This window comes from Brenneria izbisi, assembly GCF_025840185.1.
Lineage (GTDB): Bacteria > Pseudomonadota > Gammaproteobacteria > Enterobacterales > Enterobacteriaceae > Brenneria > Brenneria izbisi.
In genome coordinates, this window is sequence record NZ_JAMPJU010000004.1 from 177698 (window position 1) to 202103 (window position 24406).

Here is a 24406-nt window from a genome sequence, read left to right on the forward strand (position 1 = left end):
GATGCCGATGACCGCTTTACACCTGAATCTGATCACGCTGTGGGTATTTTGCGGCGTACTGCTGTTGTGCTTTGCCGTCTATCGCTGGCAAAAGGCGCGTCAACGTCTCGCTCAGCGCGAACAACGCTGGCGGCAGATTTTAGCGCAGGTGGAGCCGCCGCCGGCGCAGCCGGTTTCCGACTCTATTCTGCGTGATGAAATAAAAACGCCGTTGATGAACGTTCCTCTGCTGGGGCGCTGGCTGGCGGGGATCTGGTCGCAACTGGCGTTCATCGGCTGGAAAAAAAACCTGCGTCAACGAACGTTGATCCTGGCTGCGCTGAGTCTGACGCTGGGGATGGTCATGGGGCAACGTACTTTACTGCCATTGACGCTGGGGCTGGTTTTCTCTGCGCTGTTGTTTATCGCAATTGGCGCGGTGCTGTTTCGTGCCGCATTGCAAAAGCACCTGAAAGCCCTGCGCGAAAGCCTGCCGGAAGCGATTGACGCCATTACCCGCAGTTGCCGGGCGGGGGTGCCGGTGGCGAATACCTTTGCGATGGTGGCGGAGCATTTGAGCGGGCCACTGGCGCATGAATTTAATACCATCGATCACTGGCTGAAGCTGGGCATTCCATTACGTCAGGTAATTCAGGCATCGGCGCTCAGGGTGCCGATGGCGGAATATCGTTTCTTCGTGGTGATCCTGATCATCAACCAGGAAGCCGGCGGGCGTCTGGGAGAAACGCTGGAGCGCCTTTCCGCCACATTGCGCGCCCGCCGCGAGCTTCAGCTAAAAGTGCAGTCGAAAACCTCGGAAGCGCGGGCGTCCGCCAAAATCGTGGCGGCGTTGTTCCCCTGCTGTCTGGCCTATCTGTATCTGCGCTCTCCCGCTGATTTCAATTTTCTGTTTTCCGACCCGGTAGGAACCACGGTATTGATTTACGCCTTATGCAGCGTGGCGCTTGGGATGCTGGTGACGCATTTCATGGTCAGACGGATAAGCTGAGGACAAGGGAGAAGCCGACATGACGATATTCAACGATCCCCTGTTACTGATGGCGCTGGGCTTGATTGGCGCGGGGATAGTGATCGCGCGTTTCAATAACAGCCGACGGCGGTTCAGGCACTTGGCCGAGCGCATGCAGGCGCATTTACCCGCCGCCTCTATCGGGGCGGCCTCGCAGGATACGATCCTGCGAGGCCAGGGAACAACAATAACACCCTGGATGGAAAAAATGCTTTTACCGATAGCGCAACAGGGCTATCGCCTGTCTGGATCCGAACGGGATCGTCTTAATTTCCGCCGTCTGCTCGATCTGGCCGGATTCCGCCGTAACGAAGCGGTGGGCTGGCTGGTGATGGGCAAATTTTTCATGGGGTTGTTATGCGCGCTGACGCTGGTCTGGGGCGGGTTGCCGCCTGCCGACCGTCTGGGGCTGTCGGGGATCGCCGCCGGGCTGATTGGCTTCTTTGTCGGCGCCATGCTGCCGGAGTGGTGGCTGAAATGGCGCGCCGCCAGCCGGGGCGAAAAGTTGGCGCGAGCGGTGCCGGATGCGCTGGATTTGATGGTGGTCTGCGCCGAAGCCGGGCTACCCATTGGCCGGGTGTTGCAGGTGGTGGCGAAAGAACTGGGCTTGTCCTCGCCGGAAATGGCGGACGAGTTGCATTACACCGCCGCCGAGTTGCAGATCCTCGCCGATCGCACGCTGGCGATGATACATCTGGCGCAAAGAACCCGTGTCGCGGAAATAGAAAGTATGGTCGCCACCTTAATTCAGGCGGAACGTTACGGCACGCCGCTGTCGCAGGCATTACGCACCATTGCCGACGAAAGCCGTAAAACGTTGATCCTGGGGCTGGAAGAGAAAGCGGGCAAACTGCCGGCCCAGCTTAGCGTCCCGTTGATGGCGCTGATCCTGCCGCCGATTGTCGCGATTATGGCGTCGCCAGCGTTGGTGCGAGTGATTCGGCTACTGACGCAGTAACGGTGCCGGAATTCGTCATTCCCGCGCAGGCGGGGATCTTACAGCAGAAAAAGAAAGTATCGAGGGGATGCGAACATGTTTGGTCGGGTGAAAAAAATGGCAACCGAAGGTCGGTGGGGCGGTCGTCTGTTCCTGGTGCTGTTGTTGGGTTCGCTGGCGGGTTGCGGCAGCAGTTCAATGACGATTAAAGGCACCAAGGACGAAGGGCTGCGGCTGGCTCGCTTGCTGCGCGATCAGGGCCGACTTGAAGCGGCGACGGAAGTCTATGCCCGCATCGATAGTCGCGGCGAACTGAAAGGCGCTGAACTGCTGGAGTATGCCAGCGTCGCGTCGTCGGTACGTTCGCCGCAGCAAACGCTGGAATTGTATGGCCGCGCGCGACACGCGCTGGGCGGCGATACCAATAAACTTGAACCGCAGGAAGCGCTGGCGATTTGTTTAGGCATGGGACGCGCGCAGTTGGCGATGGGGCGTCATGCGATGGCGCGCCAGGATTTCGCCTGCGCCCTGCAAGCCCAGCCGGATAGCGCGGGCGCGCTCAATGGCATGGGCGTGGTGATGGAAGCGGCGGGTCAGCACCGCGAAGCGCGTCAACTGTTCGAAAAAGCGCTGCGGGTAAACCCGGCGGATGTGGCTGCCATCAACAATCTGGCGCTTTCCTGGCTGGTGAGCGGCGAGGCGGATAAAGCGATTGGTTTACTGCGCACGGTGGATAGCGGCAATCCCGCCGGCAAACTGAATCTGGCGCTGGCTTATCTCTACAACGATCGTCAGGAAGAGGCGCGCGGTACGTTGGCGACCATTGCTCAGCCGCAGCGCATTGACGTGCTGATGGACACGTTGAACCAGCGCGTCGCGCAGATGCGGCAAGAGAAAGATCGCGGCGAAACGCTGCTGTTGTCCAGCCGTCAACGTTTGCAGCTTAGCAACCCAGAAGAATGAAGATGTGCTGGCGCAACGATCGGGATTGGCGCGATACGCAAGGCGTGATCGCCGTGGAAGTCGCGTTTCTGGTGCCGGTGGTATTGGTCGGCGTGATGATGCTGTTCGAACTGGCGCGGATCGGCCTGGTGATCGCGGTAGGCAGTGCGGCGCTTGATAAGGCGGTGCAGACTTTTCGTCTCGATGATCTCAATACCGACAGCGCAGCGATGATGAGCGCCGATCTGAAGGAACGAATGATCAGCGCGTCTTATGGCTATCTGCGACAGCAGGATTTAACCGTCAGCGTCTTGCAATTCGACAACCTGAGTCAGCTTGGCGGGCTGGAAATCGCCTCTGACGAGGAAGAGGGCGCCGTCTCGAATACCTTGCCCGTTTGGTCGGTCACGGTGCAGATACAAAAGGCGTTCCTGACCCCGTTGCCGGAAGTGCTGACGCTGGGCGACACCTTTCGCTATCAGTACAAACATGTCTTCGGCACGGAACTGCGCAATGAAGAGTAATGGTTTGTCGCGGCTGCGGCGGTTTTACATGTCGAAACGCGCTTCCGTCGCGGTCGAAACCGCGTTGGCGCTGCCTATTGTGCTGGCGGTCGGCACATTGTGCGCGGATATCTACAGCGTCGGGCTGGAGCGCGAACGTATGGAGCAGCGGGCGGGCGCGCTGGTATCCATTCTGGGCATGCAGCAGGAACTGACGCGGGAAGGGCTGCAAGGTCTGCTGGATGCGGTATTGCCCGAACAACATTTGGGCAATTACCAGTTGCTGATAAGCAATGTGCGTCAGACCGGGGAAGTGTACTGGCAGCTTGACCGGGGCAACGCCGACGGGATATGCGGCGACAGCGTGGCGGCATACGGCGCCGCCTATCCGGGGGATTTGCCGGAAAAAGACCCGGAAAACGGCAGCGAACTAGTCTCGATGGTGGTGGTGGAGTGGTGTCGTGAAGGCAAGGATATCAGTTTGCTTGGCGGGCTATCGCTGAGCAACCTGCTGCATGTCACGCTGGTAAATCGGGTGGGGAATGGCGTGATTACGCTGGATACGGCGTTGGGGCGGGAGGCGGGACAGCCAGAGGAGGAGTATGACGATAATGAAGGATAATGCTGCCCGCCGTCGCTGGCGTTTACCGCGGGCTGTACGGATTTTTGCGCGCCAGGAGCGCGGCGCCGGGGCGTCGTTTTATGTGTTGGGCGTGATGGCCTTGCTGGTCAGCGCGGCGTTTATTGTGGATTCCTCCACCGCGACCGGCGATGCGACCCAGATTAAGCGCGCGACGGATGCGGCGGCGCTGGCGGTGGGCCATCAGGTCGTTATCAGCGGGAATGAAAACAGCGCCTTCGACCAGCAGCAAATGACGGAACTGGCCTTCGAGTACGTTAAAGCCAATCTGGGGCTGAATAGCAAGCTGGCTGAAGCGATAGCGCTCGACAACGTGATCGTCAGCGAGGGGCGCAGCGATGACGACTACCCGACCTATACCGTCACCGTCGCCTTTACCACCGCGCCTGCTTTGCTGCGTATGGGGAACCGCCAACAGGAGATTTACTCCACCGCCGAGGTGCGCAACCGATCGCTGGAAGTGGCGCTGATCCTGCCCAACTCCGCGACCGAGGACGGTGAAAATTTGGCCGTGCTGCGTCGCCTGGCCAACGAGTTTGCGGAAAGCCTGATCAGCGGTCAGGAAAACACCTGGTTGGCGCTGGTGCCGCATAGTCAGGCCGTCAGCGTCTACGACGCCGATTACCCTAATCGCATCAGACAGTGGGCCGCTTCGAGCGCGCTCAATCCGGTGGAACTCACCTCGTTGTTCCGTTCGGGCTACGGCAGTCTGGCTGATCGCCGCATCCCGGATCGCCGTTTCAACCTGCTGTGTATGTATCGGGGGCTGAATCGGGGTGAAAACTACTTCTGGGACGAGGCGCCAGCAGGACGGTTCGGCATCTACTATCGCGCGGATCTGCTGGCAAACGCTTATGAATCCTACGCCATCTCCTGGATCGGGCCGAACCCGGACTTTGGTCAGGCCAACGGCGTCAACGACACGCGCTATTTGATCGTGGATATGGGCTGCCCCTACGCGCCTTTGCTGCCGCTGACCAACGATCTCGACAAGATCGCCGCGCGGCTCGACGAAATGCGCACCGGCTTCAACATCAACTACGCCATTGCGATGGGCTGGGCGGCGATGGCGCTGGCGCCGGCATTTCGCGGCAGCGTCGGCTGGGGGCTGGAGGACGATCTGCCCAAAGATTTCGACCAGGGCAACGGCGAGCGCACCAAGGCTATCGTGATGCTGGTCAACTCCAGCGACATGCTGTGGTTCGACAGCGATTCTTACAACACCTACGTGGGTCAACCGCTCGATGGTTGTCGCGCGCAGACCGTGGGCAATAACGGTTGCAATGACGAGCGGTTGACTATCGAACGCTTTGCCAATCTGTGCGCCAGTTTCCGTGAACGCAACCTGCGATTTTTCCTGGTGGTGACCGGCAACGACGAGGAGGATAACGAATCGGACGGCGGCACTATCGCCAGCGCCTCGGCGTTCCGTCGCGTCGCCGATGCGGGACTGGCGGGCTGCGCCGATAAAAGCGCCGATCTTACCTATTACAACGGCGTGGATTTCGTCGCCTCGGAAAACAAGTTCCGGGAGCGCCTGAATGAAATTACTGACGAACTGCATCAGAAAAGCGGTTTCGTCCGGCTGATTGAGTAAAGGCCGCAGCGCCTTTTGACTGACAGGATATGACACCATGACCTATTCCCGTTCCACGGCGCGTCGGCGCCTTCCTCAACAGGCATGGGCGCTGGAGCCGCGCATGATGTTCGATGCCGCCGCCGTCGCCACGGCGGAAGCCGTGGTCGCCGCCACCGCTGACGCGCCCGGCGTGACCGCCAGCGGATCTGAGGCCACCATCAGCATTGATGAGTCCTCCACCGCGCAAAACGTGGATCTGTTCAGCGGCGTGACCGTCTCTAACGACGCCAGCGGCGAGGCGCTGAACAGTCTGGTGATCACCGTGGACAGCAGCGGCGACAATCAGGCGCTGATTATTGACGACAGCGCCATCGCGTTGACGACCGGTTCCGGCACCACCGCCGGCAACAACTATTTCTACTCGGTTCAGACCAGCGGCGGTTCCACTATCATTACCCTCAGCATCGCCTCTTCTGAGGCCTATGCCGCCTCGGACGTCGCCGCGCTGATCGACGGCCTCGCCTACAGTACGTTGGACAACACGGTGGAAAGCGGCACGATCACTGTTACGTTGACCAGCCTGCGCGACGACGGCGGCGAAACAGCCGAGTTAGGCATCCATTCCACCATCGCCATCACCAGCACTATCAACGTTGCGCCGGTGCTGTCTGACGACGGCGCGCTTGAGGCTGCCGAATCCTTTACCAGCGATGAGCTTGGCGGCAGCGCCGCAGTGGTTTATTCCGGCGATGGACAATACGCCTATGTTGGCGGCGAGAGCGGTATTTCGGTCTTTTCCATTGATGATACAGGGCGGCTGACGCTGGTACAGACCTTCGGTGACGAGGCCAATCTTGGCGCCGTCAGCCAGATGACGCTTAGCGCCGACGGTAAATCGATCTACACCCTTTCCGGCGGCAATATCATCACCCTGAACGTTGATACCGACGGTACGCTCAGCTACGGCGGCACCACCAGCGGAGAAAATGGCGTACTGATGGATCTGGCGCTTTCCGATGACGGCGGGCAACTTTATGTCACCACCGAGTATAACGGTCTGGTGGTTTTCACACGGGATGGCGGCACCGGCGCGCTCACCCCTCTTCAGACGGTGGATGAATCTTCACTGGGCGTGGTGCGAGCCGAAACGGTGATCAGCGCCAACGGTTATGTTTTCGTCATCGGCGATCAGACCTCGTTTGTGGCCTACACCGACACGCTGGCGGTACTGAAAATCAACGACGACGGCACGTTGACGATGATCAGTTCCGTGACGGCAGATGCGACCCGATTCTCCAGTTCGACGTATTCAATGGCCGTCAGCGAGGATGCCGCGTTGTTGTATCTGGGTAATTCGTCTGGCGGCATTCAGGTCTACCGCTTCGACGGTAGCGAACTGATCCTGATGGACAGCGTCACGCTTGACGGCGTGACCAGCATTGCCCTGAGCGGCGACGGCAGCCTGCTGTACGCCGCCGCCAGCGACGGAACTATCAACGTCTACGCGGCGGATGGCAGCGGCAACCTGGCCCTGGCGAGCAGCACTGTCGCCAGCGCCAGCGGCAGCGACATCGCGGTTTCCGGCGACGGCCTGTCCGTACTGGTGGCGGGCAGCGGCGGCGTGACGCGCTACAGCGCCGCGCAAACGCTCGTTCAGGGTTCCCAGGCTGTGTTCGCCAGCGGCATCACGTTGGCCGACAGCAATTTCGATACCCTCAGCGGCGGCGAAGGCAACTATAAGGGCGCCAGCATTAGCGTTAGCCCCAGCGTGACGGGCGGCAGCTTTGGCTTTGCCGACGGCAATGATTTGATTTACAGCGACGGCGCGATCTCGCTTAATGGCAGCGCGATCGCCACACTGAGCGAGAGTAACGGCGCGCTGACCGTCACGTTCACTGCCGATACCACCAGTGAGGTCGCCAACCGGGTGCTGCAACAGATCGCCTATGGCAACGACAGCGTCGCGGTCGGCAGCTACGTCCTGCTCACGGTTGCCGTCAACGACGGCGCGTTGACCAGCAACAGCGTGGTCGTCACGCTGAGAATCAATGGGGAGCCGCAGGTCAATAGCGACGCCGCCGCCGGCTATGCGCTGAGCAAGGCCACCAGTGAAACCGCCTACAGCTTTACCTTGTTCTCTGGTCTGTTTAATGATGCGGACGGCGATTCACTCACCTGGAGCGTCAGCGGACTGCCGGACGGACTGACCTTTAACGCCGCGACCCGTACGATTTCAGGCGCAGCCACGGAAGTCGGGACATTCACGCTCACCGTCACGGCGACTGACGCCACCGGCGCCAGCGCCGCGTTGGATCTGGATTTGGTGGTCGAGCAGATCGTCAACCGCGCTCCCGAAGTCAATGCGGCGGTCGGCACCACGCTGGATACCTTTACCAAAGGCGAATCCGGCAGCATTACGTTGGACGGCGGCTTGTTTACCGACGCCGACAGTCTCTACGGCGACAGGCTGACATGGAGCGTGAGCGGCCTACCAGAAGGATTGAGTTTCGATGCCGAGACGCTCGCCATCTCCGGCACAGCCAGCAATGCGGGCGATTACACCATCACCATGACGGCCACCGACCAGTCAGGGGCCAGCGCCGCCAGCGAACTGACGCTGCGGGTTATCACTCAGGCGGAGGCCGACAATAACGCGCCGGGACTGGTGGGCGACGCCAGCGCCCTGACCTATGCCAGCGATGGTTCGCTCAGCGGTTTCAGCCAGTACGTCAATAGCATCACGCTGTCTGATGACGGCACGATCCTGGTGATTGCCGCCAGCACCAGCAATAATGGTAATGGCGACAGCTACTTGTACGTCTACCGCCGCGACACGTCCAGCGGTGAGTTGGCTTTATTGCAGACCTTTACTCAGGGGACGGAAAACGATGGCGACGATGCCAACGGCATCGAGCTTGACGGTCTATCAGGCATTACCTCTGTATCTTATTCCAGCGACGGCAGCCTGCTCTACTTGTCCGGTTATGCTTCCACCGGCAGCAGCAGCGCCTATTCGATCAGCGTCTTCAGCGTCGGCGATGAGGGGTCGCTGACGCTAGTTGATCAGGTGGCTGATATCGCTGAAAAAGTGTTACAGATCGCCGTGGCGCAAGACAGCGGCGCGTTTTACGCGCTTTCGGCAACCACTGTCTATGCTTACCGCATCGGTGACGATGGCGCGCTCACGGCAATCGATGCGTATACGCCGGAAAGCGGTTTCGGCACGGCGGTCGCCATGCAAATCGACGACGACGGCAGCGTCTATGTGCTGAGCGGCGGACGCCTGACCGTCTACACCGTCGCCGCCGATGGCGGCCTGAGCTATGCTGGTCAACTGACGCGCAGCGGCACCACGCTGACCTGGCGCGATGCCGTCGGCGCCAACGCCACGGCGGGAACGCTCGGCAGTACCGGTGCCTTCAATGGCGCCAATGCGTTCGTGGTTTCCGATGCCGGTTACCTCTATCTCACCACCGGCAATGGTTTCCTGACCACATTGCAATACGACCGTTCAACCAACGCCATGAGTCTGGTTGATACGGTCAGCGCCTATTCCGCCCTGACCCAGTATCCGCATGGCATCGCCATGTCACAGGATGGCACCACTCTGTATGTGACGAGCGCCGCCAGTTCCAGATTGGTTATCTACACTATCGGCGAAGAGGGCAAACCGACCTATGCAAACATCGTCACGACGAGCGAAGGCATCTCAAAACTGGTGGTCAGCGCCGACGGCCAATCCGTCTATGGCGGCAGAAACCTCTATTTTGGCACCCCGCTTCTCAGTATGATCGGCGCCACTGGCGTCACCGTGACCTACACCGAAGGCGACACGATCAACCCGATCGCCAGCGTCGTGTTATCCGACGCCGACTACGATGCGCTAAATGGCGGCGCGGGCAACTATAACGGCGCGACGATTACGTTGGTACGCACCGACGGCGCCGACGGCAACGACAGTTACGGGTTCACCGACGGCAACGGTCTGACGCTGGCTGATGGCATAATCTCTCTGAACGGCGCAGCCATCGCCACGCTGGTCAGCACAGACGGCACGTTGACGGTCGCCTTCACCGCCGATGTCACCACCGCCACCGCTAACCTGGTGTTGCAACAGATCAGCTATACCAACGCCAGCAGCGATCCGGGCAGCAGCATCAGTCTTACGCTGAGCGTCGCCGACCAATACGCTTCCAGCCGCTTCGATCTGCTGCTGTCCGTCGCCGTGATTAATAATGCGCCTGTGTTGGAAACTGAAAGCCAGAACGTGACCTATATCAGCGGCGGCAGCGCGGTGAAACTGTTTAACGACAGCATGCTGTCCGGCGGGGAAGAGGATCAGGCGATCAGCGCCATCACCCTGACCGTTGCTGGTCTGGTGGACGGAGAACACGAAAAACTGCTGCTCAATGGCAACTACGTTTCGCTGACCGACGGCACAAGCCTGAGCAGTTACGTCATGGTGGATGTCGTCGAGAGCGATGGCAACGTCAATTCTTATACCTACGTTTACAATATCGACGTCAGCGTGACCGAGGGCGTTGCGACCGTTACGTTAAGCAATAATGAGGGCTTGCCGACGGCGGTTGCCGAGGCGGTGGTCAACAGTATCGCCTACCTCAATACCGCCTATGAAAACGCCCTTGAGGATGCGACCACCGGCGATCGCACCATTACGCTGACTTCCATTCAGGACAATGGCGGCACCGGCAACGGCGGCGTGGACACCACCGCACTGGCGATCGGCGCCACGGTCACGGTCAGCCTGACCAACAGCGCACCGGTCATCACCGCCAGCGATGCATCGAACAGCTATACCGAAAAGGGGGCGGCGACGGCGTTATTCAGTGACGTTGCGGTTTCCGCCGGTGAGCCGGGGCAGACTTTCATCAATATCGAACTGACGATTTCCGGCCTGAGCGATGGCGACAGCGAAGTGCTGGTCATCGACGGCGCCGTTGTCGCGCTGACCGCCGATGCCTACGGGGAAACCACCAACGGCTACGGCTACTACGTTTCCCTTGAGGGCGATACGGCAACGCTTTATCTCTACAGCAGTGATGGGATTGCGGTGAGCGACGCCACCGCGTTGATTGCCGGGCTTGCCTATGCCAACCAGAGCGATGATCCGACGCTGGGTACGCGCACCATCCGGCTTACCACCGTTCAGGACAACGGCGGCACGGCCAACGGCGGCGTTGATACCGTTTCACCCGGTATCGCGGCGAGCGTGACGGTGGTGGCGGTTAACGATGCGCCGCGGGTCAGCGCCACGCCTGTGGATACCCTCTACGCCACCGTCGGCAGCAGCGCCGCACTGTTCAGTGATGTCGTCATTTCGACGGTGGAAAGCGATCAACGCATTTCGTCGATTACCTTTACCGTTTCCGGTCTGGTGGACGGTAGCCGCGAAACGCTGACGGTCGGCGGCACCCGCATCGCGTTGATTGACGGCAGCGGCACGCTCGACAACGGCGACAGTTACACGGTGGCGCTTAACGGCGATACGGCCATAGTGACGATTGGCAGCGCCAGCGGTATGGCCGTTGATGCCGCCGTCAGCCTGATTGAACAGACCAGTTACGCGAATCTCAGCAACACCCAGACTGCCGGCCTGCGCACCATCAGCCTCAGCGTGCAGGACAGCGGCGGACAGGACAACGGCGGTAGCGATACCACCACGCTGGAAGCCGTCGCCGCCATTGACGTGGTGAATAATAGCGCGCCTGAGTTCAGCGCCGGCGCTGATTACACCAGTCTGGAGGCGGCAACCAGCCTGACGGCCATCAGCGGTCTTGCCGATATCGCCTCCGGCACCCTGTCCCCGGACGGCGCTTACCTGTATGTCGTCAGCAGCGCCGGCGATATCGCCATTTTCAGCCGCAACACCGCCAGCGGCGAACTGGCGCTATTGCAGACGCTGGACAGCGGCGTTTCTTCCGTTTCGCTGATTGAAGCGAGTGATGACGGCGGCACGATCGCGCTGCTTGGTGCGCAGGGCGACAGCATTACGCTTTTCGCTCGCAATGGCGCTGACGGCAGTCTGACGCTGGTACAGACATTGACCACGGAAAACGTAATTGATTTGGCGCTATCCGCTGACGGCGGCGCGCTTTATGTGGTGGATGGCAACTACTCCGGCCTGCTGGTCTACACCCTGAACGCGGACAGCGGCCAATACGCGTTGAGCCAGTCCATCACCGCCGCCACCGGCAGCGAACCTTATCTGTTTACCGCAGTGGGCGTCGACGTGGTGGGCGACTACCTGTATGTGGTTACCGATCCGGTCGCCGAGACGGTCGCCAATACCCTGATCGTCTATCAACGCGCGGAAGACGGCACGCTCGCCGCGCTCGCCTGGCTGCGTGACGGCGCGCTGGCTGGCGCAGGTACGGTCGATATGTCCAGCCCCGTCGATATCGCCGTTTCCAGCGATGGCGGAACGGTTTATGTCGCCAGCGAGGACAGCGTCGCCGTATTCAGCCTTGACGTCGCCAGCGGCGCGTTAAGTTACCTCGGCGCGGTGAGCGGCCTGTCCAACGTCACCGCCATCGCGCTGTCCGGCGACGACGGCACGTTGTATGTCACCGGTTCGGATAGCGGCATCAGCCGCTACAAGTCCGATGCCGGCGCATTGACGCTGCTTGAAACGCTCTCTGGCGCATCGATAACCGCACTGGCTGACGCGCAGCGCGTGGTGAGCGGCGCTCACGGCGCGGTGGCAGTTATTGGCGGCGGCGGTCTGGTCAGCCTGAACGATGCGCTGACGGATATCTCCCTTGATTATCACGAGCAGGGAACGGTCGTGCTGGCTGACGTCATCACCCTCAGCGACGCGGATTACGACGCGCTGGCCGATGGCGCGGGCAACTACAACGGCGCAACCATCACAGTTATCCGGGAAGGCGGCGCCGACAGCGCCGACAGCTACAGCATTGCCGACGGCAACGGTCTGACGCTGGCGGACGGTACGCTCTGGCTGGACGGCGCGGCCATCGCCGCCTTCACCAACAACGGCGGCGCGCTGACGGTGACCTTTACCGCCGAGGTGACGACGGTCATCGTCAATCAGGTGCTGCAACAGATTAGCTATACCAACACCAGCGCCGATCCGGGCGCGAGCATTCGGCTGGTGATCGGCGTGACCGATGCCTATGCCGCTGGTACTCAGATGGTGGCGGCGCTGAGCGTCGCCGAAGTCAACGACGCGCCGCTACTAAGCGCGACGCCGACCAATCCGGGCTACATGGCGGGGGACGGGGCGGTAGGGTTGTTCGATGGCGTTAGCGTTTCCGCCATCGAAAACGGTCAATCCATTGTCGCGCTGACCGTGACTGTCGCCGGCGTCGTTGACGCTGCCGAGAGCCTGAACATCGACGGTACGACCGTCATGCTGACCGATGGCGCCGCATACACCACTTCCAGCGGCCTGAACGTTACGGTCACGCTGGCTAACGGCGAAGCCAGGCTGACGATTAGCGGCAGTGACGGCATCAACGCCGCTGCGTTAGTCGAGGGGCTGGCCTATGCCAATCCCAGTTCGACCGTTACCAGCGGCGAACGCGTCGTCACCCTGACCGCAATACAGGATGACGGCGGCACCGCCAATGGCGGCGTGGATCGCCGTGTATTGGACATTGCGGCGGTGGTCAGTATCGCCAACAGCGCGCCGCAGGCCACCGACAGCGCGGCGAGCTTGCCGCAGGCCATGTATGCGGCGGCATACCGCGCTGTGCTGTCGTCCGATTGGTTCAGCGACGTTAACGGCGACGCGCTGACCTGGAGCATTGAGGGATTGCCGGACGGCCTGAGCTTTGACGCCGCTACGCTGACCATCAGCGGGCAAACGCGGGCGGTCGGCAGTTTCGAACTGACGCTGACGGTGAGCGACGGTCAGGGCGGAACGGCGACCCGGTTCCTGACGCTGGCGGTCGATAAACCACCGGTGACGCCGGTGGTTTTGCCCCTGACCGGCATGCCGGGCGACATGATGACGCGCTGGTGGGAAGCGCGTGAGGACGAGCGCGAGCGGCAGAATGAGACGATAAGCATTGCGCTGCGCGGGGCGGCGTCCACTCCGGCGGCTGAATCTGCGCCGCTGTCCGGCGAGGCGTTGTCAACGTCGCAGTATCCGCTGGTGAACGGGGAAATAGATTACGCAGATACGCCCTGGCGGTTGGAACCCATTATGACGCCGCTGATGCCAGCGCTGGAAGCGGTGGATTTCTCATCGCTGCGGACGACGAATGCGCCGGTCAGCGCGGCGGAAAATAGTTTGACCGGGGGGCGTATGCCGCTGGCGGAGAGCGCGGAGGGAAAGGCGGCGTTCTCCGCGCAACTGCACCAGTCGCAGACCGAGTTTGATGAACTTCTGACCGCATTGAATCTGTTAACGGAAAAGCGGGCATCACCTACGCAGTGACGCGAATTTTTTTCGATATAAATAACAATATCAACACACTACATTAGATGGGGAGAACCCTGGTGAATCAGCACATAGCAAAACTCTGGGATGGTCGGCAAAAAACGGCTGGCAAGCCAACATCCGCCGGTTCTCAGGCGCTGACATTGGCCATCGCGCTGGCTTGTCTGGGACTGGCCGGTTGTGCGGTAAAACCTGAACCGGTGACGATGGAACAGCAGGTGGCGCAGGCATTAAGCGATCGCACGCGGATGTTCGCTGATCAGGAGCCGGTACGCGGCATCATTACGCTGGATGAAGCGATCGCCCGTGCGTTGAAATACAACCTGCAACAGCGGGTTGCGCTCATGGAACAGGCGATGGAGGATAACCTGATCGGCGTTTCCAGTCTGGATATGTTGCCGAAGCTGGCGGCGCGGGCGGGGCTGCAAACACGTAACAACGTGGCGGGTTCCAGCAGTGAGTCGGTAACCACCGGCGAGCAGTCGCTGGAAGCGTCCACCAGTCAGGATAAAACCCTGCGTACCGCAGACCTGTCGCTGAGTTGGAATGTGCTGGATTTCGGCATCAGTTATTTCAACGCCAAAGTACAGGCGAATAAATCTCTGGCCGCCGAAGAACGCCGTCGCCGCGTGGTGGCGGATATTACCCGTCAGGTACGCACCGCCTATTGGGAAGCGGCCACCGCTCAGCGTTTGCAGCCGGAGGTGACGGCGGCGCTGGCCGAGGCGCGTCAGGCGCTGGCCTACGCCCGTCAGACCGAGCAGCAGCGTTTGCTGGCGCCGGTGGAAGCGCTGCGTTTCCAGAAAAACATGCTGGAAATGGTTCGCCAGCTTGAGATCGTCGATAGCGATCTGGTGATGGCCAAATCCCGGCTGGCATCATTGATGAACTTACCGCCTGCCAGCAAATTTGATGTGGTCGTCCCCGGCGAAAGCAGTCTGGTCACGCCGAAACTGGCCTATACCCTCGACGATCTGGAAAACTTTTCGATGGTGCAGCGGCCTGAGGTGCGTGAGGAACGTTATCTGGCGCGCAACGCGGTGCTGGAAACCCGTAAATCGCTGTTGCGCCTGTTGCCGGGCATCTCGCTGTTCGCCGGGATCAATGGCGACAGCAACAGTTATCTGGTCAATCATCAATGGGCCAACGCGGGTGTTCAGGTGAGCGGCAACCTGCTCAATGTGCTCGCCTGGTCGCCGGTGAAACGGGCGGGCGAGGCGAACGAAGAACTGGCGGCGGCGCGGCGTCAGGCGCTGCGCATGGCGGTATTGACCCAGGTGAATGTGGCGTGGCAGGAGTATCAGCAAAGTACGCGCATGTTCAATCGCTATCAGGAACTGGCGCGTATTCAGCGCGGAATTCTCCATCAGACCGAACTGACGGTACAAAACCGGGCCGCGACGCAGATGGAGCAGGTGCGCGTCAGCACGGAAACCATCCTCACCACGCGCGCGCGCGACCGTAGCTTCGCGCAGGTACAGAATGCGTTAGGCGCGGTGTATCAGGCCGCGGGGTTGGATGTGCTGCCCGATAATGTCGGCAATACCAGTCTGGCCGCATTGAGCGACACTATCGCCCGCACCACCGGGAATATTGAAAGCGGCGCGCTGCCGGTTCCCCGGTTGGCACTGGCCGCCGCGCCCGCGCCAACCACGGCGACAGCGACGTCCGTGGTCGGTAATCCGGCGGCAACGCCCGCGACCGCCAGCGTGAAGCCGTATCGCGTGGTGAATACCGACATGTGGGATAACCTGCAATCCTTACAGGCGGGAGGAACGCGCTGATGGGGTGGCGGTCATGGGGACTGGCTGGTGCGTTAATGGCGCCGCTGATGGGGCTGGCGGCGGAGTCCGGCGATATTCGCGTACAGCTTAGCGCTCAGCGTTATACCGTGCTGTCGAGCGAAATTGCCGCCAAAATCACCGATATCACGGTAAAAGAGGGCGAGCATTTTAAACAGGGCGATACGCTGCTGACATTCGACTGTGCGGTGTTGAAGGAAAAACTGAACTATGCCGCCGCCGCCGAAAATGCGGCGCGTAACAAACTGGCGATTGCCAATCGGCTGGATAAGCTCAATTCGATCAGCCTGTCTGAAGTGGATCAGGCACGCTCGGCGGTTGTCATGGCGCAGGCGGAAAGCGGCGTAAACCGCGCCATGCTGCAACGTTGCGCGATCAAAGCGCCATTTTCCGGTCGGGTCACGGAAACCAGGGTAAAACGCTGGGAATCGGTGGCGGAAGGCAAGGAACTGCTGGCGATTTATGATGACAGCGCCTTCGAACTGGAAATGATCGTCCCTTCCCGTTGGCTGGTGTGGTTAAAACAGGGCAATGCGTTTCAGGTGACGCTGGATGAAACCGGGTTGAGCTATGCGGCGCAAATCAGCCGTATCTCCTCGGCGGTCGATCCTGTCAGTCAGTCGGTGAAAGTGTTTGGCCGTATTACTCAATCCACCGCCGGGCTGTTGCCGGGGATGAGCGGGGTGGCGCAAATCGCGCCGCCAGCGGCAGGCGACGCGCCATGACCGGTAATCACACGGCGGCGCGGGCGGCAAACGAGTCGGATAGTCGGTTGGCGCTGCTGGCGGAGTTATTGCAGTTGCAAAGCCGGGCCAGAGCGCGGGAAACGCCGGACGAACTGGCGTTCCTGATGGTCAATGACACGCACGGGCTGGTGAAATATCGTCAGGCGTTGTTGTGGGATTGCGAAACACAGCGTCTGCGTACTGCTTCCGGGCTGGCGTCCATTGATGATAATGCGCCGTTTTGCATCGAATTTGGTCGCCAGTGCCGTCAGTGGCAGCAGGAGGATCGTCAGACTCAATCTTTGCGCTGGCGGGATCTTCCCGTTAATGACCCGTTGCTGTGGCAGGCATATCTGCCTGAATTTTTACTCTGGTTGCCGTTGCGACGTCCGCAAGGAGAAACCCCGCTGGTGCTGATTCTGGCCCGCGACAGCGCCTGGCAGCCAGCGGAATTGCTGTTGCTGGAAAAACTGGCGGATGCGTATTCCCATGCGTGGATCAGCTTGCGCAATACCCGGCGCGCCAACACCAAACGTCATCCCAGGCGGCGACGCCTGATACTGGCGGGTGCGATCGCGCTATTGCTGGCGCTGTTGTTCCCGGTGCGCCAGTCGGTGCTGGCGCCGGCGGAAATTGTCGCGCACCGTCCGGTGATGGTGCGTGCGCCGGTGGCTGGGGTGGTGGACGCCATTCTGGTGCGGCCCAATCAGCAGATTTCCGCCAATCAACCGCTGGTGCGCCTCGATGCCCGCGAACTGGAAAACCGGCTGGAGTCTTCCCGCCAGGCGTTTGCCGCCGCGGACGCCCAGTATCGTCAGGCGCAGCAACAGGCGCTGTTTGACGCCAATAGCAAAGCGAGCCTGGCGGTGCTGCAAAGCCGGCGCGAGCAGGCGCAGAGCGACATGCGTTTTCTGCAACGGCAACTGGAACGGATGCAACTGGCTTCCCCGCGCGACGGCGTGGCGATCTTTGATGACGCCAGCGACTGGATCGGGCGTTCCGTGGCGGTGGGCGAAAGGATCATGATGATCGCCGATCCGCGTGATGTCGAACTGGAAATCCAACTGCCCGCCGCCGATGCCATCGCGCTGGAACAGGGCGCGGATGTTCGCCTGTTTCTCAATGTCGCGCCGAATGCGGCGCAACGGGCGCAACTGGCGCAGATCGGCTACCGGGCCGCGCTGACGCCGGACAATGTGATGGCCTACCGGCTGAGGGCGCGCTTTACCCAGGATGATCCGCAATTGCGCGTCGGGCTGAAAGGCACGGCGAAATTGTACGGTCAGCGCACGCTGCTGATTGTCTATCTGTTGCGTAAGCCGCTGGCTTCGCTGCGCGTATGGTTGGGCTTGTAATGCGTCAGCTAGCCATGCCGAAAGCGTCATCCGCCGCTCAATCCGACGCCGCCGGGCTTGGCGCCTTGCGTGATGAACTGATCCTGCACCCCGGCCCCGCCAACCGCGATGGGTCGCCCAGTTGGACGCTGGAAGATCCGTTGCGCGGCTTGTTTTTTCGTATCGGCTGGGCGGAAATGGCGATGTTGTCGCGCTGGTCGCTGGGCAGCGTCGCCCGGATTGTCGCCGCGGTGAACCGTTCATCAACGCTGGTGATTGACGATAGCGACGTCCGCGCTTTCAACCAGTTTTTACAGGCCAATAATCTGTTGCGCATCGCGGGCGACGAGGCGCTGGCCCGGCTTGGACGACAACAGGCGAAAATGCGCGCCTCAATAGGCCGTAAACTGTTGAAGAATTATCTTTTCTTTCGTATTCCCCTGTGGCGCCCGGATCGCTTTCTGGCGGCAACCTTGCCCTGGGTGATGCCTTTTTTCAGCCGCGGCTTTTTCATTCTGACGCTGGGCGCGGCGTTGCTGGGGCTGTTTCTGGCTGGTCGTCAGTGGGAAACCTTCAAGCATACGTTTCTGTATTTTTTTTCGCTGGAAGGGGCGGCGCTGGCGTTGCTGACGCTGATGTTCAGCAAAATTCTGCATGAATTGGGACACGCCTATACCTGTAAACGTTTCGGGGCGAAAGTCGCCACCATGGGCGTCGCGTTTCTGGTGTTGATGCCGGTGTTGTATACCGATACTTCCGGTGCATGGAAGCTGACCCGCCATCGGCAGCGTATGGCGATTGGCGCCGCCGGGATGCTGACTGAACTGGCGCTGGCGGCATGGGCGACGCTGGCCTGGAGTTTCCTGCCGGACGGCATGCTGCGCAGCGCGGCTTTTATGCTGGCGACCACCACCTGGGTGATGACGCTGGTGATTAATCTCAGTCCGTTGATGCGTTTTGACGGTTATTTTCTGCTGTCCGACGCTTTACAGATCCCGAATCTGCAAAACCGGGGTTTTGCCCTGGCGCGCTGGCGGTTGCGCGAAGCGTTGTTCGGGCTGGGTGACGAACCGCCGGAGCTTTTCCCGCGTTGGTTGCGGCGCACGCTGGTGGGTTACTCCTTTTGTGTCTGGATTTATCGTTTCTTTCTGTTTACCGGCATCGCCCTGCTGGTTTATCACATGACGTTCAAGCTGCTGGGCATGGTGCTGTTTGCCGTGGAAATGGGTTACTTCGTGGTAATGCCGGTAGTGAACGAACTGCGTGAATGGCGTAAACGCCGCAAGGATTATCGTATGAATCGGAATATGATCGTGACGCTGACATCCGGCTGCGTATTACTGCTGCTGTTGACCCTTCCCTGGCAGCGCGGCGTTTACGCCCCGGCGCTGTTGCGTGCCGAACAACAAAGCAGCCTGTATATGCCGCTGCCCGCGATGATAAAGCGTATTGATGTTCAGGTTGGTCAACCGGTGCAGGCGGGACAAGTGCTGTTTACGTTATCCGCCGACGAGTTATTGCACGAACAGCAGCAGTTGGCGCGACAGATAGCGACGCTGAATTGGCAAGGGGCGTTTCAGGTGTTCAACAAGGAAGCCGTGGCAGAACATCAACGGGTGAAACAGGAATATGACGCCGCCCGGCAACGGCTCAACGTGTTGCAAAGACAGTCGGCGCAGTTGATCGTCAAGGCGCCGATAAGCGGCGTGGTGGCGGATATGGCGACGCCGCTGGCAACCGGCGAGTGGCTGGCGCAGGGCGAATGGCTGGCGGTGATCACCAAACCGACTGGCGGTCTGGTTGAAGCCTTCGTATCGGAAAAAGACTGGCAGCGCCTGAAAACCGGCGGGCAGGGGCATTTTTATCCGCGTGATGTCAGCAGCCCCGCGTTGCCGGTAACGATCGTGGATATCGACCATACGGCGACGCGCGATCTAAGCGCGGTGCCGGAACTGACTTCGATCTACGGCGGCGATATCGCCACGTTGAGCGATGGGCAGCGTAAACTGCATCCTGAACAAGCCGTCTACCGGGTGGTGCTCAGTTTGCCTGCCGACGGTCAGCGGCAACAGCGGATTCAACAGCAGATAGTACGTGGCACGGTGGTGATGGATGGCGATGCGCAAAGCCTGTTGGTTCGCGGCTGGCGCTGGGCGTCGGCGGTGTTGATTCGGGAAATCGCGTTTTAATCAGGCGTCTGACTCGCCGGGTGATCCGGCAAGCCAGACGTTTACCGTCAGAGACAACTGGCGCCCTGTTCCGCTCCGGTGATGCTTTCCCGCAACGCCCTGAACAGTTCACGTCCCGTACCAACGTGTGACGCGGATAAATCAGGCTGCGCCGCGCTGCGGCGTTCCAGTTCGACTTCATCCACCAACAGATTGATTTCGCCGCGAATGCCGTCAACCTGAATCATATCGCCATCCCGCACTTTAGCCAGCAGACCGCCGCTATACGCTTCCGGCGTGACATGGATTGCCGCAGGCACTTTGCCGGAAGCGCCGGACAGACGGCCATCGGTGACCAGCGCGACGTTAAAACCGCGATCCATCAACACGCCCAGCGGCGGCATCAGCTTGTGCAGTTCCGGCATCCCGATCGCCTTCGGCCCCTGAAAACGCACCACGATCACGCAATCCCGATCCAGTTTTCCGGCATTGAACGCGGCATCAATATCATATTGGCTTTCAAACACCACCGCTGGCGCTTGAATGACCTGATGATCTTCTGGCACGGCGGAGGTTTTCATCACCGCGCGGCCCAGATTGCCGGATAAAACCTTGGTGCCGCCGTGCTTGACGAACGGCGTATCCAGCGTCGCGATCACCTCTTTATCCAGCGACGCGTGCGGGCCGTCGCGATACACCAGTTTGCCGTCTTCAAGGAACGGTTCCTGCGTATAGCGCTGCAAGCCGAAACCGGCGACGGTATGGACATCTTCATGCAGCAAACCGCCTTGCAGCAACTCACGGATCAACAGCGAGACGCCGCCAGCTGCCTGAAAATAGTTGATATCGCCAGGGCCGTTGGGATAAATGCGGCACAGTAGCGGCACCACTTCCGACAATTCTGAGAAATCATCCCAGGTGATGGTGATCCCGGCGGCTTTCGCCATCGCCACCAGATGCATGGTGTGGTTGGTTGAACCGCCGGTCGCCAGCAACGCGATAATACCGTTGACGATGACTTTTTCATCCACCAGACGGCCTACCGGCAAATAATCGCCAGCGGTTTGGGTCATGCGGGTGACCTGACGCGCGGCGGCTTCGGTCAGTGCATGGCGCAGCGGAATATCGGGATAGACAAAAGACGAACCGGGCAGGTGCAGCCCCATGATCTCCATCACCATCTGGTTGGAGTTGGCGGTGCCGTAGAAGGTGCAGGTGCCGGGCGAATGGTAGGCGCTGGCTTCGGATTCCAACAGGGCGTCGCGGCCAACTTTACCTTCGGCATACAGTTGGCGGATACGCACCTTCTCTTTATTGGAAATACCGGTACGCATCGGGCCGGCCGGCACGAAGACGGCGGGCAGGTGGCCGAACGCCATCGCAGCGATAAACAGACCGGGGACAATCTTATCGCAAACGCCGAGAAACAGGGCGCCGTCAAACATATTGTGAGACAGGCCGATCGCCGCTGACATGGCGATCAAATCGCGGCTGAACAAAGACAGTTCCATACCGTCCTGTCCTTGCGTCACGCCATCGCACATGGCCGGCACGCCCCCGGCCACCTGACCGATAGCGCCAACGGCGTGCAGCGCTTCTTTGAGCAGAGCGGGGTAATGTTCATACGGCTGATGCGCGGACAACATATCGTTATAGGACGTGATGATGCCGATATTGCTTTTAACCATATTCTTCAGGCCGGATTTATCATCGGGCGAGCAGGCGGCGAAACCGTGGGCCAGATTACCGCAGGCCAACTGCGAACGGTGTACGGTTTTACTTTTTGCCGCGTCAATGTTGGCCAGATAGCTGGCTCTGTCAGCCTGAGAACGCGATATGATGTTCTGGGTAACGCGTGCAACGGTAGGATTCATGCTATGCCCCATTTTCTTCAAGATTGATGACTTAAATCGTTAAACGCGGGTCGCGCCAAAAATAAATAGCTGTGCCGCCGGGTTAAAGCCGGTGTTGTTATTTTCTTGAGATAAACGGCGTTATCGTTCTAATGACGGAACACGGATAAACTTTCAGCGGGTGAATAGAGAAGTACGTCAGCTAATTTAAAGTCCAAACCGGGTTTTACCTTATTGACTGGCTTATTGACATCATCGGTCTATCACCTGATTTATTTCGCGCATCAAGGTACGCTTTTATGCAATAAGGTTACTATATACTCGAATGATACCGGTAACAATGCATTTTTATCACTGGCTTTACTCGATTCAGCCAGTGTTTAAGTGGTTTTGTGACGAGTGTCACATTGTGGTTTTCGAGCCGCATCCGGGTATTTTTCCGACAGCGGCAAAGGCGCAGTAACACACCATGAAATTCCAGCGGGAGATTAGATTGATAATAAACAGGAAAACGAACGGAATAAGTAAATTCCGGTTAAGTAATGGCAGTCGAAAATATCAGCAAGGGCGTGGCGAATTGCGCTGAGAAATCTTTTTATAAAAGTCCAACCATTCATTTAGCGAAAACTACGAATAAATGTTGTGCGCTGAAAAATACCATAATGACCATCGCAACAGAGATTTTCCAGGGTAACGGACTGATTAGTATGGACAACAGACAGACCTGATTTTCTTTGTTAAACTATGTTACCGGATAACGACATCTTAATTGATTGAAAATGAAGAAAAAAAGACCTGGACTACAGGATGTGGCCAACCAAGTTGGCGTCACGAAGATGACGATCAGTCGTTATCTGCGCGATCCACTCATGGTTTCCGTGGCGTTGCGCGACAAGATAGCCGCTGCGCTGGATGAGCTTGGCTACATTCCTAATCGAGCGCCTGAAATTTTGTCCAACGCCACCAGCCGGGCGATTGGCGTATTATTGCCTTCACTGACCAATCAGGTATTTGCCGAAGTATTGCGTGGCATTGAAAGCGTCACCGACTCTCATGGTTACCAGACCATGCTGGCGCACTATGGTTATCATGTCGAACGTGAAGAGAGGCGCCTGACGTCTCTGCTTTCCTATAATATCGATGGGCTGATTCTGGCTGAGCGCGCCCACACCGAACGAACGCGGAAGATGATTGAGGTGGCGGGCATTCCGGTGATTGAAATTATGGATAGCGAATCGCCGTGCATCGATTTGGCGGTCGGGTTCAATAACCATGAGGCGGCTTACCAGATGACCAAAACCATACTTGAATATGGACACTCCCGCCCGGTCTATCTCGGCGCCCGTCAGGATGAGCGTACCATCATCAAAATGCAGGGTTATGAGCAGGCCATGCGCGATTACGGCCTGACGCCCCGCAGCGTCTGTACGGAGCGTTCATCTTCTTACAGTCTGGGCGGTGAATTGATGAAGGAAGCGCGCCAGCGCTATCCCGATACTGATAGCCTGTTCTGCACCAACGATGATATCGCCATCGGCGCCGCCTTTGAGTGCCAGCGTCAGGGGCTGCGTATTCCCGGAGATATGGCGATTGCCGGTTTTCACGGCCACGATATCGGTCAGTCGATGGTGCCCAAACTGACCAGTGTGTTGACGCCGCGAGAAAAAATGGGGCAAGTCGCGGCGGAGCGGCTTCTTGCCCGTTTACGCGGAGAAACGGTGATCCCGCAACGGTTTGATTTGGGGTTCACTATCTTGCACGGGGAAAGTATTTAAACCCCTTAACGACGGGATATCACGCCAGCATTGCGCAAGGCGCTAACGCCTTGAGCGACGACTTCGTCGAAACTGCCGCTGATATCGATAGGCACAACGTCAACTTCGTCCGCAGCTGGTTCTTCCAGGGCTTCAAACTGACTTTTCAGCAGATCGGTGGGCATAAAATGACCGGCGCGCGCTTTCAGACGTTCCATAATGACGTCGAAGCTGCCTTTCATATACAGGAAGAGCATTTCCGGGTTGTCTTCACGTAGACGGTCGCGATAGCGACGCTTCAGCGCGGAGCAGACGATCAGACCAACCTCGTTTTTATGGCGCAGACTATAAGCGGCATCGCTTAGCCGTTCGAGCCATGGCGCGCGATCATTGTCGTCTAAGGGATGACCGCTGGCCATTTTTTGAATATTAGCCCGTGGATGCAGGTCATCCCCGTCGATAAATTTAGCCCCCAATGCGTGGGCAATGGCTGCGCCTACGCTGGATTTACCGCAACCCGACACACCCATGATAATTATGCTTTGTCCCGCCATAAGTTTGATCTCTATCTCAAAATGAATATTTAGCCTTCTCAATAGTTCCTTATTTTATCACGTTACCGGTATCATGATACCGGTAACAAACAAGGGTGTGATAAATATCACAAAGAGAACGAAAAACAATCATATTAGTTATTGTAGATAAAACATGAAAAACAGCTGAATGTTTTTAAAC

The 24406-nt window shown here is 59.1% G+C and carries 14 protein-coding genes; 12 read left to right on the forward strand and 2 right to left on the reverse strand.

What is annotated here, in order from left to right; translation table 11 throughout:
* Nucleotides 1-7: 7 nt before the first annotated feature.
* The 11 genes from NC856_RS07725 (at nt 8) to NC856_RS07775 (ending at nt 20085) form a co-directional block, all read left to right on the forward strand.
* Nucleotides 8-988, forward strand: a complete 981-nt coding sequence (locus NC856_RS07725) for a type II secretion system F family protein (RefSeq protein ID WP_264089846.1) — start codon at nt 8-10, stop codon at nt 986-988.
* A gap of 19 nt (nt 989-1007) precedes the next feature.
* The gene (locus tag NC856_RS07730) at nt 1008-1967 is read left to right on the forward strand and encodes a type II secretion system F family protein (protein WP_264089847.1); all 960 of its coding nucleotides are present in this window, start codon (nt 1008-1010) and stop codon (nt 1965-1967) included.
* Between the two features lie 96 nt (nt 1968-2063).
* A complete protein-coding gene (locus tag NC856_RS07735; RefSeq protein ID WP_264089848.1) occupies nt 2064-2909 on the forward strand; it encodes a tetratricopeptide repeat protein in 846 nt (281 codons plus the stop codon).
* 2 nt (nt 2910-2911) lie between these two features.
* Nucleotides 2912-3412 carry a TadE/TadG family type IV pilus assembly protein gene (locus tag NC856_RS07740; protein ID WP_264089849.1) on the forward strand — a complete coding sequence of 167 codons (501 nt, stop codon included), beginning with the start codon at nt 2912-2914 and terminating at the stop codon, nt 3410-3412.
* A complete protein-coding gene (locus NC856_RS07745; RefSeq protein ID WP_264089850.1) occupies nt 3402-4013 on the forward strand; it encodes a TadE/TadG family type IV pilus assembly protein in 612 nt (203 codons plus the stop codon). The genes NC856_RS07740 and NC856_RS07745 overlap by 11 nt, the downstream gene beginning before the upstream one ends.
* Complete coding sequence (locus NC856_RS07750) at nt 4003-5628, forward strand: TadE/TadG family type IV pilus assembly protein (protein ID WP_264089851.1); 1626 nt, start codon at nt 4003-4005, stop codon at nt 5626-5628. The genes NC856_RS07745 and NC856_RS07750 overlap by 11 nt, the downstream gene beginning before the upstream one ends.
* Nucleotides 5629-5665: 37 nt before the next feature.
* A complete protein-coding gene (locus NC856_RS07755; protein WP_264089852.1) occupies nt 5666-14032 on the forward strand; it encodes a putative Ig domain-containing protein in 8367 nt (2788 codons plus the stop codon).
* Between the two features lie 62 nt (nt 14033-14094).
* Entirely contained in the window at nt 14095-15819 is a 1725-nt protein-coding gene (locus NC856_RS07760) for a TolC family protein (protein ID WP_404802315.1), read from the forward strand.
* The gene (locus NC856_RS07765) at nt 15819-16562 is read left to right on the forward strand and encodes an efflux RND transporter periplasmic adaptor subunit (protein ID WP_264089854.1); all 744 of its coding nucleotides are present in this window, start codon (nt 15819-15821) and stop codon (nt 16560-16562) included. The genes NC856_RS07760 and NC856_RS07765 overlap by 1 nt, the downstream gene beginning before the upstream one ends.
* Nucleotides 16559-17917 carry an efflux RND transporter periplasmic adaptor subunit gene (locus NC856_RS07770; RefSeq protein ID WP_264089855.1) on the forward strand — a complete coding sequence of 453 codons (1359 nt, stop codon included), beginning with the start codon at nt 16559-16561 and terminating at the stop codon, nt 17915-17917. The genes NC856_RS07765 and NC856_RS07770 overlap by 4 nt, the downstream gene beginning before the upstream one ends.
* Nucleotides 17917-20085: an HlyD family efflux transporter periplasmic adaptor subunit gene (locus NC856_RS07775; RefSeq protein ID WP_264089856.1), complete on the forward strand. Its 2169-nt coding sequence runs from the start codon at nt 17917-17919 to the stop codon at nt 20083-20085. Before NC856_RS07770 ends, NC856_RS07775 begins: the two co-directional genes overlap by 1 nt.
* Before the next feature lie 47 nt (nt 20086-20132).
* Here NC856_RS07775 and edd read toward each other — a convergent pair whose 3' ends face one another.
* Complete coding sequence (edd, locus tag NC856_RS07780) at nt 20133-21938, reverse strand: phosphogluconate dehydratase (RefSeq protein WP_264089857.1); 1806 nt, start codon at nt 21936-21938, stop codon at nt 20133-20135.
* 758 nt (nt 21939-22696) lie between these two features.
* On the opposite strand from edd, the gene gntR reads away from it, so the two are divergent.
* Entirely contained in the window at nt 22697-23692 is a 996-nt protein-coding gene (gene gntR / locus NC856_RS07785; protein ID WP_264089858.1) for a gluconate operon transcriptional repressor GntR, read from the forward strand.
* Nucleotides 23693-23697: 5 nt separating this feature from the next.
* On the opposite strand, the gene NC856_RS07790 is transcribed toward gntR, so the two are convergent.
* Entirely contained in the window at nt 23698-24225 is a 528-nt protein-coding gene (locus NC856_RS07790; RefSeq protein WP_264089859.1) for a gluconokinase, read from the reverse strand.
* Nucleotides 24226-24406: the final 181 nt, after the last annotated feature.